Source organism: Bdellovibrio sp. HCB117, from assembly GCF_047305915.1.
Lineage (GTDB): Bacteria > Bdellovibrionota > Bdellovibrionia > Bdellovibrionales > Bdellovibrionaceae > Bdellovibrio > Bdellovibrio bacteriovorus_B.
This window is the reverse complement of the sequence record NZ_CP178622.1, coordinates 2947238-2961730: the sequence shown is the minus strand read 5'-3', so window position 1 is coordinate 2961730 and position 14493 is coordinate 2947238. Positions and strand designations below refer to the sequence as shown.

Genomic DNA, 14493 nt, shown 5'->3' with positions numbered 1-14493 from the left:
CACTCGAGAAAGTGTCTAGTCTCTAGACACTTTCTTTTTGGCTTTGAAGATCTTTCATCGCGGTGGCGGACTTTGTCACCGGTTCTTTAGATGTTCCCCAATATATGATAGTTAATGCCTCACTTTTTAAATCACGAAGTGAGGTCGTATGAATTTCAAATTTATTCTTGGAGCTTTCCTGTGCCTTTCAGGAATCGCTACCCCAAAAGCACACGCCTACTTTATTGCCTCTGAGCCGGCTACGATCCGTGCGGGCGTACCAACAGACGTGTTTGTAGCGGGTTTTGGTGCAGACCAGGGCAACCAGTTTTTGAAAACCGCTATATTGGCGGCTAAAGTCTCAAGAGACCGTTTTCCTGAGCGCCAGCGTGTGATTATCAGCCCGGTAAATGAATACTTCGAGGCTGAGCGTTCTATGCTTTCTAGCGCGGGCTTTGGCTTCCGCAAGGCTGATAAGGATGAGCTTGTGAAGAGCCGTCTCATTTTGGCAATGAAATATTTAAATGCGCCTATTAGTTCTCTGCAGTTCTTCGGGCACGCGAATACATATAATGGTTTTCGTCTGCAAGACAAACGTGATCGTATCAATCACGAAGACGAAGAGTTCGCGCAAATCGGCAGTCTTTTAGCTCCGAACGCGATCGTTGTTTTCAACTCTTGCAACTCAGGCTGGTTGTTGGCACCAACGGGTGCGAAATTGTGGCGTCGTCCTGTGTTTGGAAGTATGACGTCTTCAGACTTCCACGAGCCGATGAGTGATGGTCAGTGGTACGAGCACAATCCTGGTTCTTTCCCAGAAAACCTTTCTCGTATAGGTCAAACAACGAGTGTGATCCGTGAAAGTCTTGATTGCGGAACTCGTAAGTGTCTTCGTCTTCGTCCTGTGAATACGGCTTATTACGATGATTTTGGAAGATTCAGCAAAGGTTTGGGTTTTTATAAGGTGTTTTCACCGGTGGAAAGCTTGATCCCTCAAGCATTGATTCACTATACATTGCTAAGCCCGACCGTGACGCCACTTTCAAAACAGTCTTCTCGCCAAGAGATGATTAACGCGGTTGTCGACTGGATGTGCCCGGTGGATAAGAGTAGCAAAAAACGCAATGCATGCCGTGAAGCGATTGAAACCAAAGCTTACGAGTCTAACCGCACAGTGAATTTCTTCAGCGGAACTCCGGTGGCTTGTGGTAATACGACTTGCGCGACAATCGTGAAATGTAACGTGCTTAAAGCTGTTGTCGGCGCGGTTCCTTGTAAGACCGTTGATTTGGATGACACGAAGTCCACAGTGTTCAGCGATCAAATGAGACAGATCATGAAAGGTCTGGATCTTTTCGAAGCGGGACAGCTGAAGTTGTAATTCGCATTTAAAAAGGTGAAGAAAAAAGCGCAGTTTGAACTGCGCTTTTTTTTTGGAATGAATGTTAAATCTGAATCGCTCTGAGCTTGGAAAACATTGAACGACCGTATAGTTGAATCGGGAACTAGCATGACGTTCACGCTTACTTCCACCGTGGAAGTAAAAGTATCAGCTTGGGGTAATAACAAAAAGAACTATCCCGCCGTCAGCCAAAATTCTAACGGCGTTGTCAGAAGACTGACCAAAAAAGCCAGCGATGCAAGAACTACAACTGTTGCGACCTTTTTCTCATTCGCCATATACACGAAGTAAGCGAGCAGATTCAGGCTTAAACTTGCGATCAATCCAAAAAGCAGTACTTGCTGGGTCATATGATAGGCTGAAAAGATCGTAAGTGCCTGCATGAACAGTAAAATCCAAACGATTTTTTTAAACGCAAACTTCTGAGTCAGATAATTCAAGTTCAAAACGGCAAGCCAGATAAACAGGTTCAATAAGAAAACAAAGATGTTCGTGAAGACATGAGCAGAATGTTGAACCGAAGCCCGCAGAAAAAGTGCAAGGCCGATCACAACGGCAATCCAAACAAATATATGAACGGGGTGTCTTTTAGGAAGCATAGAAAAAGGCTATCACAGGGTCGAAACGGTGTCTTGATTTCGCAACCCAATGACGTAACCCATCAAAGAAAGAAGGGCCATCAGCACACCTAATTGGGGAACCCAGTGATGTTGAATTAGGAATGCGCCAAGGGGAGGACAGATCACATGGGCGAACGACTGCAGAGAACTGGAAAATCCCAAGGCGATGCCTTCATCTGAGTTGTGCAAAGACTTTGTCAGCCGACTGGTGATTGTCGGACGTATCAAAGAATTCCCAATTCCGAAAAGTCCGCAGGCAAAAAAGAAAAAATAGACATTATGAAAGAAGCCTACACCCAAATATCCCAGGATGGTTAAAAGGAATCCCGACAAAGTCAGATTGTGATTGCCAAAAGTTTTTTCTAAACGAGGAAGAAGTAGCCCTTGAACAACAATCCCGATCACTCCCAGAACTCCAAAAAGATAGCCGATCTCAGAAGGCCCATAGCGACGTCCCTCTGAAGTGAAGAACCGGCTTTCCATAATCAGACCCAAACCGGATACAAGAAAAGCAAACGAACAGAAGAAAAGCAGGAATTGTAAATAGCACTGGCGCGTGCCGGTTGTTTTCCAGAAACTGCGCAAAGTTTCTTTGATTGATTTCCTGGCGACAGTCGCCGGCATTTTGTTCGGAAGCAATGTCGCACATAAAAGAAAACTCAAACAAGCGAGCGAAAAACTCACGTAGATAGGAACTGTCCAGTCAATTTTGGCAAAAATTCCTGTTAAAGCCGGGCCGATCGTAAGACCCAATCCTACGATAGCGCCGAACAATCCAAAAGCGCGGGTGCGCTCCTCTTCCCGAGTGGAGTCAGCGATCATAGCTTGCACTAAAGATAAATTGCCAGCGCCCACTCCCGAGAGAATGCGTGCCATAAACACCATCGTCACACTGCTGGAGGAAGCTAAAAGAAAGAATCCCGCTGCCAAAAACACCTGACTCAGCAGCAAGAGTTTCTTACGGCCATAACGGTCTGAAAGCCTGCCAAGAACGGGACTAAAAAGAATTTGCATGACAGCATAGGCGGCGGTGATAAGACCGGTCTCGAAGACAGAGGCCCCCATCTTCATCGCAAAGAATGGCAGAAGGGGAATGATCATCATCATTCCCAGAATATCTACAAAGACGACAAGAAACAGAGGGACAAGAGTCACAGGTCTCCCTATGAGTAAAGTTCCTCGATCTTATCCTTGAATTTTTGATCTAAGACTTTACGTTTTACTTTTAAAGACGGCGTTAATTCACCACCCTCGATAGTAAACTCGTTGGGAAGAACTGCATACTTTTTTATGGCCTCATAGCTAGCCAATTGTGAATTGGCATCGGCCACGGCCTTACGTGCAATTTCTTGTACAAAAGGGGAGGCGACCAAAGAATTCCAGTCGGTATAACTGATGTTTTTTTCTTTCGCCAAATTTTCAACCGAAGGTCGATCCAAAGTTAATAGCGCTACGATATACTTCTTTTGATCTCCGTGAACATGTACGTGAGCAACGTAAGGAGACAATTTCAAAAGACCATCCAGTTTCTGAGGAGCCACGTATTTACCGCCCGCAGTCTTGATCAAATCTTTTTTGCGATCCGTGATCTTAAGATCACCACCAGGAAGAATTTCACCAATGTCGCCGGTGTGGAACCAACCGTCCGTAAAGACCTCTTTCGTGGCTTCCGGATTGTTGTAGTACTCTTTCATGACCTTATCACTTTTCACTAAAATCTCGCCGTCTTCAGCGATCTTCAGCTTCACTTCGCCAATTGGGCGACCTACAGAACCAAAGCGATAGTTAAAAGGAGTATTCACGGTGATAGCGGCCGTCGTTTCTGTTAAGCCATAGCCTTCTAAAACCAGGATTCCAGCTGAATGAAAGAACAGAGCGATGTCTTTGGAAATCGGAGCTCCACCACTGATCGCAAAGCGCAAGCGGCCCCCGAAGGCGTCTGTGATTTTTCCTAAAACCAGCTTGCGGGCCAACTCGTACTTAACTAATAAGTCCAAGGGAAGAATCTGACCGCTCAGTTTGTGCTCGCCAACTTGACGACCAATTTCTAGGGCCCACGAGAACACTTTCATTTTCAAGGGTTGCGTTTGAACTTGCGCCCAAATTGCCGCATAGATTTTTTCAAAGATACGCGGTACTGAAACCAAAATCGTAGGACGGATTTCCGTCAAATTCCCGCGAATCTTTTCTAAGCTTTCAGCAAAGGCCATCGTGAAACCAATATACAGATGACCCCAGTGTTCAATGCGACCTAAGATGTGGGCGTAAGGAAGAAAGCTCAAAGAAATATCTTTTTCATTCGCGCCACAGTAAGGGAAAGCCTCTGAAACTTCGCTAAACGCTTGAAGGTGAGTCAGGATCACGCCTTTAGGTCGCCCGGTGGTTCCTGAAGTGTAAAGAATGGTTGCGGTATCTTCTGGTTTAATTGTTTCGCACAGACGACGATAACTATCCGCATGTTTCTTCAAATGACTTTCGCCCATTTGATGCACGCGATTCCATGTAATGGCATCGGGATTCGGGCAGGTGTTTTCAAACACAATCAGTTTTTCAACCTTGGGACAATTGTGTTTCACGGATTCGAAAGTTTTTAAAGGCCCGCGACTTTCGCAAACCAAAACTTTAGCTCCGCAATTATTAAGAATGTATTCCACATCTTCGGCGGTATTATTTTGATAGATAGGAACGGTGATAGCTTTGATGCCAAAGATCGCTAAATCCATGACGGACCATTCATAACGGGTGTTCGCCATAATAGCTACGCGATCACCTTCTTTAATTCCCAAGGAAAGTAAAGCGGCACCGACATTCTCAATATCGCGATAGTATTCGGCCCAGGTTTTAGACTGCCAAGTGTTGTTAGTTTTAAATTTCACGGCCACGTGCGCAGGGTTTCTGTTGCGCATGGAAAGAATAGAATGGCCCAAAGTGGTTGGCTTCGTCATGATGAAAACTCCCTAGCTGCCCAATGTATAACGAAGGGGATTACTTCAAATACAAGTCTAAAATTTTACGTTGGTCTGCTGGCACTGTGACAGTGGTCTCAGCAGAAAGCCCTGTTGTTTTGTTGAGGGCTTGGATTTTTACTCCCACTTCCGCTTGAATCAAGTAGGCATCACCTGTGGGTTTAATATTAACAGGAACTCCGGCAATGCGAAGCTCTGGATTCGCTCCACCGTTGACGATGTTAATAATCACGGATGCGACACGAGGAAGTCTTTGTAAAGTGCCGTTAAAAGAATAAGCTTCGTAAGTCGGGGTGATCGTTGTCACTAAATCTGTGTAGCCCTCTTTCACCAAACGAAGGCTGAATGGAGTATTGGCTTTCACCGTTTTACGAGCGGGAGTGAATTCTCCTGTATCAACACCATCAATCACAACACGCGCACGATCTGGACTGCTGTAAATAGTCACAGTGTATTCCGGAGACGTCGCGGCCATGTCTAACTGCTGTGTGCCACCGTTCGCAGCGGTATTCGGAGTATTCGGTGCGGTCACAGTACCGCTCACCGCAGGAGCTTTCGGAGTCTTCTTAGCAACGAAGTTATTATAAACCCACCAGCCGCCCACAACCACAACCAAGCCAATCACGGCCTTCATCACAAGACCTGTCATGTCCTCCATAGAAGACGAAGAGGCCGATCTTGGAATCGAAGTGCGAGTGCCACCTTGTGAAATCGCTGATGGTGTGCGAGTCATGGTTCCTGTGCCAGAAGCATAAGCTCCTGTTGCGGAAGTACGAGTTTGTGTGATGTTCGTGTTCGTTTGACCCGCTGAAGGCATCGCCGGTTTAGGTGGTGTCTTCAGATTATCAAGATTCACACGAATATCTGTCGAAGTATCAATATTTAATTTTTCTTCGGCTTCGTCAGCAATCGGCGGGGCCGCTTGAGGAATCGCACGAGCTTGTGTGCGCATGTCCGTCTGCGTGACCACGGTTTTATCATCCGGGTTTGTCGCCTGGATTTTTGCAAACTCAACAAGTTTACGGCGTTGCTCTAGGAAGGCCGCCGAGAACGCATTTTTCATGAACACGCTGAAGTCATGCGGAGAAAACTCCGGATACTGCGTATTTAGGAAACGGTTTAAGTCACGGTGCAAGGCCGCAGCTGTTTGATAGCGAAGGCTTTTATCTTTTGCGAGAGCCTTATTAACAATTCTTTCTAATTCCGGAGGAACAGAAGGATTGATCTTACGAATAGAAGGAACCTGACACTCACGAATCTTACGAAGAATCGCCGCTTCACTGTTTGAAGTGAAAAGGCGGTCATTCGCCAACAGTTCCCACAGAACGATACCCAAAGAGAAAATATCCGTGCGCGTGTCGATGGATTGACCGTCGGCTTGCTCTGGACTCATGTAGCCGTATTTCCCTTTGAGGGTTCCAGCTTTTGTTGCTTCCAATTGAGTTTCTGCTTTAGCGATACCGAAATCGATGATTTTAACTTCGCCTTCGAAGCTCACCATGATGTTTTGCGGACTCATGTCACGGTGAACGATGTTCAAAGGTTTGCCCGTTGTGCCGTCAAGGCAACGGTGAGCGTGATCCAATCCCGCCGCAACCTCTTTCATCATGTAGACGATCTGCTCGATAGTGAATTGCGTGTTGGACTTTTTTAGTTCATTCAGAATTTGGCGAAGGTTTCGGCCTTCGACGTATTCCATCACCAGGAAGAACTGACTTCTTTCAACCCCGAAGTCGTAAATAGAGACGACGTTCCCGTGATTCAAGTTCACGGCGATCTTCGCCTCTTCTTTAAACATCTCAATAAATTCTTGATGGTCGGAATATTGGGGAAGAATACGTTTAATAGCGACAAACTTGTTGACGCCCACGGCACCCGTTGACTTAGATAGGTACACTTCCGCCATACCGCCTGCGGCGAGACGCTCAAGAAGGATGTACTTACCAAACTGCTCTACGGCTTGAGACATGAAAACTGATTCCCCTTTGTGAGGTCTATCGGTAAAATAAAACTAATCCTTAAGGAGAATTGTCTATGAAATGGATAGGACTGACCGGAGGTATAGCTTGCGGTAAGAGCACTGTAAGCCGTGCGCTTAAAGATCATTCTATTCCAGTTGTAGATGCGGACGAAATTGCCAAAGAGGTCGTGAAGTCCGGATCACCTGGACTGAAGTCTGTGATTGATGTCTTTGGCCAAGACTTCCTTTTACCCGATGGATCTTTGGATCGTCGCAAATTAGGACAGCATGTTTTCGGTCATCCTGAGCTTTTGCATCGTCTTGAATCTATCTTACATCCTTTGATTCGAGAGGAAACTCGTCGCCGTCGTCGACTTCTTGAAGATATGAATCATCCCGTCGCGGTGTACGACATCCCATTGCTTTTCGAAACCAAGGCACAAGATCAGTTCGATGCGGTCGTCGTCGTGTCATGCACAAAAGGACAACAAAAAGAGCGTTTACGTCGTCGTCAGAATTGGACGGATGATGAAATTGATATGCGCATCGCTTCGCAGATCCCTATTCAGTTTAAAGAGCAGCAGGCCGATTTTATTTTGCATAACAATCGGGACGAACAGCACCTCTTGAAAGAAATCGAAAGGTTGCTGGCGTGGTTAGAAACCTTAAAAACCGAGAAAGCTTAAAACGCGAATTGATAACCAAACTGAGCAAATAAATCTGGCCCCGTGACGGCAGCACCGACTCCGAATTCAGCATTGAAAGTCTCACCCATGCCCACAGAGGCCCGCGCGCGCCAGCGGCGAATTTCCACCAGGCCTGCAATTTCATCGGCGCCTTCTAAATACAGATTCGCGGAAGCGCGAAGATAAGGGTTGAATCTGTCATCAGGGCAGCAGTACCAGCGATAACCGGCTCCCAAACCTACGAAGTTTGCCGTGTTCACCGCGACTTCGTAATCCCAATAGATAGAGTCATCTTGGACGGGGATAAAACGGACAGATAAAAAAGGTCCCTGATCCCACTCATCACTTTCTAAGTAGTTTCCACCTTCAAATCCCAAATATGTTCCTAACAAAAATGTTGGGATGGAAGCACGCGCCTCAGGATCTCGTGTTGCCAACAACGGATCATCTTCCCCACTTAAGGGTTGAGTTTCTAAAGTCGTCGTTGTTTGCGGCGCTGCCTGAGAGACAGAGACGCTCAAGACCAAGGTCAAAAAAAGGAGAGAAAGAATAACTCGCATAAGACAAAGTATAATTTAGGACTACAATCATTGTTAACAAATTTGGAGGCAAATTTATGTCGAACCGGGGATCTTTATTCCTCACGGGTCTTTTTGCGCTGTTAACTGGACCTGTTGCCCAGGCAGAAAGCATCAGCACCACTATTCATCACCATTATCAAGCTCCTCGCGCTTTAGGGATGGGTGATGCCTTTGTTGCCGTAGCCAATGACTATTCCGCGATTTTTTATAATCCCGCGGGTCTCGCCAGAAGAGACGACGGTCAGATCAATCTTTCATTGAGTGCCGCCGGGACTCCGGGCGCTTTGGATTTCTATGACGAGTATTCAAAGATTGAATCTTCGAATCAGTCCGAGACCGACAAGCAAACGGCGTATTTGGAACTTATTCAAAAGCACTATGGAGATGTTTATTCTTTAAGACTGGCTCCGTTAGAAGGCTTTTGGGTCCGCCCCAATTGGGGAGTGGCTTTAATCCCGATGGATGTCAGCGTGGAAATGGCCATGCATCAACAAGTCGGTCCGACTTTAAATGCGACGGTTTACGCAGACACCACTTTGGGTCTTGCTTACGGCGATGATCTTCATTGGTTCGATCATGGCCGCCTTTCATGGGGTATTACGGGGAAATTTGTGAACCGTGGATTTTTCAGTCAGCCGATCAGTGCGACAGACTTAGCCGCTAGCGACGAGATTGTTTCTAAAGAAGATCTTTTGGAAGGTTATACCATCGACGCGGACCTTGGTGTCTTGTGGACGCCAGAGCTACCTGATTCCGGGTTTTGGTCGGTTCTTCGCCTAGCTCATCCCACCTTCGGTGCGGTTGTTCGTAACGTTGCTGAAACCGGCTTTGGCCAGTCTATGCAACTAGTAAATAAAGAAAAACAAAACGGCACGCCGGAAAAATTGCACCGCGTGTTCGACTTAGGCTCTCGCTGGGAATATCCGTCTATGTGGATCTTTGGCGGCCGCGGAGTGCTTGATGTGCGTGATTTAGGACATCCTGATTTCACGTGGAGAAAAGGCATTCACTTAGGTTTTGAGTTTGATTGGACAGTGACAAGCTGGTGGAAAGGGCAATACCGCGTCGGCATGAGCCAAGGTTTCTGGACTGCGGGATTGTCTGCCGAACTAGGGATCTTTAACTTGGATGTTGTTTCTTACGCCGACGACGTAGGGACAAGAAATACGCCGATTGAAAGTCGGGTGTATGCGACAAGATTGAACCTGGATTTTTAAGCTCACAGAGTCTAAAAATAAAAAAGGCTTCCACAGGGAAGCCTTTTTTTGTGGCTTTTGACTTGGGAACTATTGAGTCCATTGCTCCAAAAGCTTTTTTCCAAGCTCTACGATTTCGGCTGGATCTGTCGTTGCGATATCAACTCCGGCTTGACCCAAAGCTGTATTAATCTGTCCACAAATATCATCGTTAGCTGTCTGTGTACCACCGCAAGTTGTCGTATAAACTGTCTGTACCACCTCAGTGACCTGAGTGATAGCTTCTTCGGCATCCGCCACTTCAGTAGGGTCGCCAGACGTGAGGCCCGCGATCAAGTTGTTGATTGTCGATTCGATTTGAGCCGCGTCGCAGTCAGAAATGGAAGTGCAAGAACCGAAGGCTCCACCTGAAAGGTTTGAAAGCAAGGTCGCACTTTTTGCCATGGCACCAATCAACGCTAAACCATCTTGGCCGGAAGCATTGCAGGCGGCAAAAGTATCATTCATAAGATCTTGGCGCGGAAATGTTAAAGCCGACAGAAGAGCTGTCGTGCCTTGGTTGTCTTGAATAGCATTCAGAGCATTGGAAAGATTTGCAGGGTCCGTCACTTCGGCAGCGATGAAACCAGCCGCACAACGAAGTGCATAAGCACGTGGAGAACTAAGACCTGTGATCTTACTTGTACATGCCATCGCCGAAGCTTCATCTGTGGCCTTATCAAGGCAGAACTGGGCTTCTGCGATCATGTCCTTTTCAGTTTGTTCACCCTCACATCCCGTAAGGACCAAAGCCAAACTTAATGTCGCTAGCACAGCTGCAGATTTATGGATTTGCATTGAAGTCTCCTTCATGAAGTCTTGAAAGTACTTAGTACTTATCGGAATCCGAAGGGGGGCCTTAACTCAGATTTTGATTAAAAGAATGTAGTTTCGTCTTAACTTGAGACGCTAGAAATTCATTTCCATTTCTAAAGCATAAATGGGATGTGATTCCCAGTTTTGAGCTGTGTGAAACTGTGCGGATTTTTCCACAGGGCGGTAGATGATTTTAAGCATAGGCTCAAAATGAGCTCCTTCATATTTTATAAAAGGAGCCACATCTAGTGTATGGAGGTTCTCGGCAAATGTGGAAAGACGGCTGATTTGATTTTTAAATCCGGTCGCAAATCTTCCCCAAAGATAAGAGGGTGAAAGCTCGAGCTTGGTTTGGCGAATTTCAATATCGTCTTCCGTCTTTGTTGGAAGATACTCGGCGTGCTTCAATCGCAATCGCGCTTTACCCCAGCGTTGCAACGGAATATTCGTGCGAATATCTAACATTAAAGAGCCATCGCGGAAGTCTTTAAGGCGCTGTTCTTCTCGAAGAATGTAATTGTATGTCAGTTGGGTGCGCCATTTTAGTTCCCAGAACTCTTGAACGACTCGTAGACCTAAAGTCGCTTCTTCCATTTGGGACCTTGTTTCTTCGTCATCGACTTTGTGTCCGACTTGAGCACCGAAAACTGTTCCGTAATTTTCAGACCACATACGTGTTATTTGAAGATCGGCCTCTGTCGTGTATCCGTTCACGTTCTTATCTTTATCGAAGGTTGACTTGGCTTCCATTTCGACTTTGATATTCCACGATTTTTTTGGTGATGGATCCCTGATAACGCTGACCGCCTCTTGTGCAAAACCAGGTCGGCACATCAAAAAGAACAAAAATAGAATGAGATGGCGGAAAGTCAGCTTCATGGCCTTTTTATATTGGAAAATTCACCAAAATTATTGTTAGGATTCAGTCAGAGTTTTATCAGTCGACAGATTAGTTATTGTCGATAAGTCCTTGACCACATATACCAGACTAATGGGGACAAAAATGCGTAAATACATTGCATTAACACTGCTTGTTTCGACGGTGGCTCAGGCGGCGCCGGCAGAGAAATACTTGATCCAATCTGAAAAGCCCCTGTTTGAAAATTCGGAAGGTAAGGTGTTATTAGGAGGGCTTTCAGATCTTGTCTATGCTCCGACAGAGTCCTCAAAAGAAAAACGTGTTTTTTACTCTATCACGGATCGCGGACCCAACGGGAAAGAAAAGGGTGATAAGAAAACTCCTGAAAGAGCTTTTCTTCATCCCGCTTACAATCCGCAAATTCTTAAGTTTGAATTTAAAAACGGTGAAGTGAAGCTCATTCAAAGCGTTGGTCTCAAGGTCAAAGTGACATTGAAACCTGAACCGATTTTAATCACCGGTCTGCCGAATGTGAACCCTAAGGTCAATCCAACGGGTGCCGACGAAACTCCGATGGATGCCAAAGGCACTGTTTTAAAGTTCGATGCTATCGGACTTGATCCAGAAGGTTTGGCACTAGACGAGCAAAAGAATTTCTGGGTGAGTGAAGAGTATGGGCCGTCACTTTTGAAGGTGAATGCCGACGGGCTTGTGCAAAAAAGATTTCTTCCTAAGGGGTCTTCCAAAGAGCGCACGGGGATTGAGGAACTTCCGTATTTCTATGCTAAAAGAAAATTGAACCGTGGATTTGAAGCCTTGGTCTTTACACCAGAAAAAACCTTATTGGTGTTCCTGCAAAGTGGCGTTCCTGATCTTGATAAAAATCGGGCTCCGGTCTTAGAGTTTGATCCAATCAAAGAAAAAACAGTGGGCGTTTACTTTTATCCTCTTAGCAAAGAGGGCGGTAAAATTGGAGCGGCGACTGTGGGACCTGACGAGCGTATTTGGGTCTTGGAGCAAAACGGGAAGACCGGCAAAAAAGCGTGGCAAAGAGTTTTTGCCATGGATCGCACGAAAGCCAGCAACGTCGTGCATGAATCTTTGGCTTTGGAATCTTTTAAAATTCCTAAAGACGTCAAAGCTATTGAAAAAACCGAAGTCTTGAACCTGACTGAAAAAGGCTTACAAGATTTTGAAAAATTAGAAGGCATGACGACGGATAAGGATGGTCAAGTCTATATCGTTAACGACAATGACTTTGGCGTGCATGATGCCGAGGTCGGAAGTAAAAACTATTTGTTCGTAATCAAAAAAGAGGAAAGCAAGTGATGAGGACTCTGACTAAGGCTTTGCTGGGACCGATACTTTCTGTTGTCGTAAGCTCGTCGTTAGCGAACGCGAAAGATGACAGTATAAAAAATCAAGTCGAAGCGGGTTTCAACCTCAAAGAAGCCGCCGCTCAAAAGATTTTGAAAAAATATGCTTTCACTGGCGAAGAGCGCATCGACTATTACGCAGACATATATGATGGCAGAAGCTTCCTATTAATCCCCAATCCCGAGATGTATAAGTTCCGTCTGAAAACTACGAAAGGGAAAGCTGTTCTTCAGGCCAACACGAAGATCTCGATTCTGCCTTCAGTGTGTTCCGAGGGGTGGACTTTCAAAGTTAAAGAAAAAGCTGTCGGAGAGTTGAAATTGAACAGCCATGATCGCGAAAAATTCGCGCGTGCCGTCGTGGAGCAATTAGATGCTTTGAATGGAGCGGATTTATCAAAGGCTGTGCATGATGTTCAAAAACTTCACCAGCAAATTGTGGGACTCAAGCTTCCTCTTTTAGACAAACTGCTTTCTGTGCCCGCAAATAACCACTGGTACTTTACGGCGAGCCATTTGACGAAAAAGATCAAGTGGACGGCCCTGCAAGATATGGGTTGGGGACGCGTGGAAGTTTCTATCACTCAAGGTGAAGACTTTGTCGGTAGTACATTCATTCAAAAGAAATATGAAATTGAATTTCAATTGGAAGATGAAATGTCTCAAGAGGACTTTGCTCAATCCATCTGCGCATTCATGAAAGAGCAAGACCTTCAGCCTGAAGATTTGCAACCTGGTCGCAGCAAACCTCAGTTGGAAACCTTGAATCGTCTTTCGCGCATCAACTCTCTTCTTGGCTTTTAAAGTCGGAAGAGAGCCCTTCTACACGACCAAGGACCTTATTTTTCCTTCTTGTCTCAATATGAGCCCCCATTGAACCGATAAGCCTTTTGATATATTCCACGTGTTTTTAGCGAGGTATCTATGAAAAGGATTTTGTGGATCGCGCTCTTTCAAATTTTTGCATTGATGGCGTTCACTTACGAAGTGAATGCACGAGAGCGTCGTAGTTTTTATTCAGGTGTTCGCTGCCAAGCAATGGGTGGGGCCTGTATTGCTGTTACCAATGATGAAACCGCATTGATAGTAAATCCTGCAGCCTTGGGAAAACTTCGAGATTTTTATGGCACCATCATCGACCCCGAAATTGAACTGGGTTACAACGCTCCTGGATTCTACAGCGAAGAAGCCTTTTCTAATCCTTTTTCATTAGAAGACGTTGCGCCTGCCTTGGACAAAAAGCGCAGTTCGTACTATCACGCCAAAGCTCAAGTGTTTCCTTCATTTGTTGGCAGAAATTTCGGTGTGGGACTTTACGGAAATTATCTGTTAGATGCTGAGATGTCCGGCGATGGAACGACGATCGACACTTACTATCGTAATGACGTGGCCTTCATTCTGGGATTTAACTTCCGTTTCTGGGATGGACGAATCAAGCTTGGCTTTAACACGAAACTTATCAACCGCATCGAAGTGGACAATCAAACTTTGAGTGCCACAGGTCCACTGGATTATGATTCCATCGCAAGTGAGGGGGTCGGCCTTTCAACGGATGTTGGGTTGATCCTGGCGGCGCCTTGGAAGTTTCTGCCGACGGTGACAGCCGTCGTGCGTGATGTGGGCGGCACGAGCTTCGATCAAGCAAGTGGTATCCGATTAGACACAGTCAACCGTCCCAATTTGATAAAGCAAGACATCGATGTGGCAGCGGCTCTCTTTCCGATTCACTCGAACAACATTCGTTCCGCTTGGACGGTAGAGTACCGTGGCTTATTAACATCAGGTGATGAAGAGGATAAGGCCAAATTGATTCACGGTGGTTTCGAATTGAACTTCGGGGATGCCTTCTTTTTCCGTGGAGGATATAATCAAAGATACTGGACCGCAGGCTTTGAGTATTCTACAGAACACTTTCAATGGCAGCTTGCATCTTACGGCGAAGAAGTCGGCACTCAAGACGAACCTAAAGAAGACAGACGTTATACTATGAAGTTTGCTTACCGGTTTTAAGGA

General features: G+C 45.9%; 13 protein-coding genes. 6 read left to right on the top strand and 7 right to left on the bottom strand.

Going from position 1 to position 14493, the window contains the following annotated elements; genetic code table 11:
* Positions 1–148 precede the first annotated feature (148 nt).
* Complete coding sequence (locus ACLWBD_RS14045; RefSeq protein WP_413568628.1) at positions 149–1360, top strand: hypothetical protein; 1212 nt, start codon at positions 149–151, stop codon at positions 1358–1360.
* Positions 1361–1554: 194 nt separating this feature from the next.
* Here the strand turns inward: ACLWBD_RS14045 and ACLWBD_RS14040 are convergent, their stop codons facing one another.
* Genes ACLWBD_RS14040 through ACLWBD_RS14025 form a run of 4 tightly spaced genes read right to left on the bottom strand, consistent with a single transcriptional unit; the run spans position 1555 to position 6936 of the window.
* Complete coding sequence (locus tag ACLWBD_RS14040; protein ID WP_413568626.1) at positions 1555–1980, bottom strand: hypothetical protein; 426 nt, start codon at positions 1978–1980, stop codon at positions 1555–1557.
* Positions 1981–1992: 12 nt separating this feature from the next.
* Complete coding sequence (locus tag ACLWBD_RS14035) at positions 1993–3156, bottom strand: MFS transporter (RefSeq protein ID WP_413568624.1); 1164 nt, start codon at positions 3154–3156, stop codon at positions 1993–1995.
* 8 nt (positions 3157–3164) lie between these two features.
* Positions 3165–4946 carry an AMP-dependent synthetase/ligase gene (locus ACLWBD_RS14030; protein ID WP_063204993.1) on the bottom strand — a complete coding sequence of 594 codons (1782 nt, stop codon included), beginning with the start codon at positions 4944–4946 and terminating at the stop codon, positions 3165–3167.
* Between the two features lie 40 nt (positions 4947–4986).
* On the bottom strand, positions 4987–6936 hold the full coding sequence (locus tag ACLWBD_RS14025) for a protein kinase domain-containing protein (RefSeq protein WP_413568623.1): 1950 nt from the start codon (positions 6934–6936) through the stop codon (positions 4987–4989).
* A gap of 65 nt (positions 6937–7001) precedes the next feature.
* Here ACLWBD_RS14025 and coaE point away from each other — a divergent pair, with 65 nt between their 5' ends.
* On the top strand, positions 7002–7613 hold the full coding sequence (gene coaE, locus ACLWBD_RS14020; RefSeq protein ID WP_063204991.1) for a dephospho-CoA kinase: 612 nt from the start codon (positions 7002–7004) through the stop codon (positions 7611–7613).
* Here coaE and ACLWBD_RS14015 read toward each other — a convergent pair.
* Positions 7610–8173 (bottom strand): hypothetical protein, encoded by a 564-nt coding sequence (locus ACLWBD_RS14015; RefSeq protein WP_063204990.1) that lies wholly within the window; start codon positions 8171–8173, stop codon positions 7610–7612. The two genes, coaE and ACLWBD_RS14015, sit on opposite strands and share 4 nt — an antisense overlap.
* 56 nt (positions 8174–8229) lie before the next feature.
* Here ACLWBD_RS14015 and ACLWBD_RS14010 point away from each other — a divergent pair, with 56 nt between their 5' ends.
* Positions 8230–9411, top strand: coding sequence for a conjugal transfer protein TraF (locus ACLWBD_RS14010; protein WP_063204989.1), 1182 nt, complete (start codon positions 8230–8232; stop codon positions 9409–9411).
* Between the two features lie 69 nt (positions 9412–9480).
* Here ACLWBD_RS14010 and ACLWBD_RS14005 read toward each other — a convergent pair whose 3' ends face one another.
* Entirely contained in the window at positions 9481–10227 is a 747-nt protein-coding gene (locus ACLWBD_RS14005) for a hypothetical protein (protein ID WP_063204988.1), read from the bottom strand.
* A 111-nt stretch (positions 10228–10338) separates the two neighbouring features.
* Entirely contained in the window at positions 10339–11124 is a 786-nt protein-coding gene (locus ACLWBD_RS14000; protein WP_063204987.1) for a hypothetical protein, read from the bottom strand.
* A 124-nt stretch (positions 11125–11248) separates the two neighbouring features.
* On the opposite strand from ACLWBD_RS14000, the gene ACLWBD_RS13995 reads away from it, so the two are divergent.
* The 3 genes from ACLWBD_RS13995 to ACLWBD_RS13985 all read left to right on the top strand — a co-directional run bounded on the left by ACLWBD_RS13995 (position 11249) and on the right by ACLWBD_RS13985 (position 14490).
* Positions 11249–12433: an esterase-like activity of phytase family protein gene (locus tag ACLWBD_RS13995; RefSeq protein ID WP_413568621.1), complete on the top strand. Its 1185-nt coding sequence runs from the start codon at positions 11249–11251 to the stop codon at positions 12431–12433.
* Positions 12433–13284: a hypothetical protein gene (locus tag ACLWBD_RS13990; RefSeq protein WP_413568619.1), complete on the top strand. Its 852-nt coding sequence runs from the start codon at positions 12433–12435 to the stop codon at positions 13282–13284. The genes ACLWBD_RS13995 and ACLWBD_RS13990 overlap by 1 nt, the downstream gene beginning before the upstream one ends.
* A gap of 120 nt (positions 13285–13404) precedes the next feature.
* Positions 13405–14490: a hypothetical protein gene (locus ACLWBD_RS13985; protein WP_253696392.1), complete on the top strand. Its 1086-nt coding sequence runs from the start codon at positions 13405–13407 to the stop codon at positions 14488–14490.
* The last annotated feature ends 3 nt before the right edge of the window (positions 14491–14493 follow it).

What these genes read in the sequence shown, in the direction of transcription:
- ACLWBD_RS14045 (WP_413568628.1), top strand. Translation starts at nt 149, where the DNA reads ATGAATTTCAAATTTATTCTTGGAGCTTTCCTGTGCCTTTCAGGAATC.
- ACLWBD_RS14040 (WP_413568626.1), bottom strand. Translation starts at nt 1,980, where the DNA reads ATGCTTCCTAAAAGACACCCCGTTCATATATTTGTTTGGATTGCCGTT.
- ACLWBD_RS14030 (WP_063204993.1), bottom strand. Translation starts at nt 4,946, where the DNA reads ATGACGAAGCCAACCACTTTGGGCCATTCTATTCTTTCCATGCGCAAC.
- ACLWBD_RS14025 (WP_413568623.1), bottom strand. Translation starts at nt 6,936, where the DNA reads ATGTCTCAAGCCGTAGAGCAGTTTGGTAAGTACATCCTTCTTGAGCGT.
- coaE (WP_063204991.1), top strand. Translation starts at nt 7,002, where the DNA reads ATGAAATGGATAGGACTGACCGGAGGTATAGCTTGCGGTAAGAGCACT.
- ACLWBD_RS14015 (WP_063204990.1), bottom strand. Translation starts at nt 8,173, where the DNA reads ATGCGAGTTATTCTTTCTCTCCTTTTTTTGACCTTGGTCTTGAGCGTC.
- ACLWBD_RS14010 (WP_063204989.1), top strand. Translation starts at nt 8,230, where the DNA reads ATGTCGAACCGGGGATCTTTATTCCTCACGGGTCTTTTTGCGCTGTTA.
- ACLWBD_RS14005 (WP_063204988.1), bottom strand. Translation starts at nt 10,227, where the DNA reads ATGCAAATCCATAAATCTGCAGCTGTGCTAGCGACATTAAGTTTGGCT.
- ACLWBD_RS14000 (WP_063204987.1), bottom strand. Translation starts at nt 11,124, where the DNA reads ATGAAGCTGACTTTCCGCCATCTCATTCTATTTTTGTTCTTTTTGATG.
- ACLWBD_RS13995 (WP_413568621.1), top strand. Translation starts at nt 11,249, where the DNA reads ATGCGTAAATACATTGCATTAACACTGCTTGTTTCGACGGTGGCTCAG.
- ACLWBD_RS13990 (WP_413568619.1), top strand. Translation starts at nt 12,433, where the DNA reads ATGAGGACTCTGACTAAGGCTTTGCTGGGACCGATACTTTCTGTTGTC.
- ACLWBD_RS13985 (WP_253696392.1), top strand. Translation starts at nt 13,405, where the DNA reads ATGAAAAGGATTTTGTGGATCGCGCTCTTTCAAATTTTTGCATTGATG.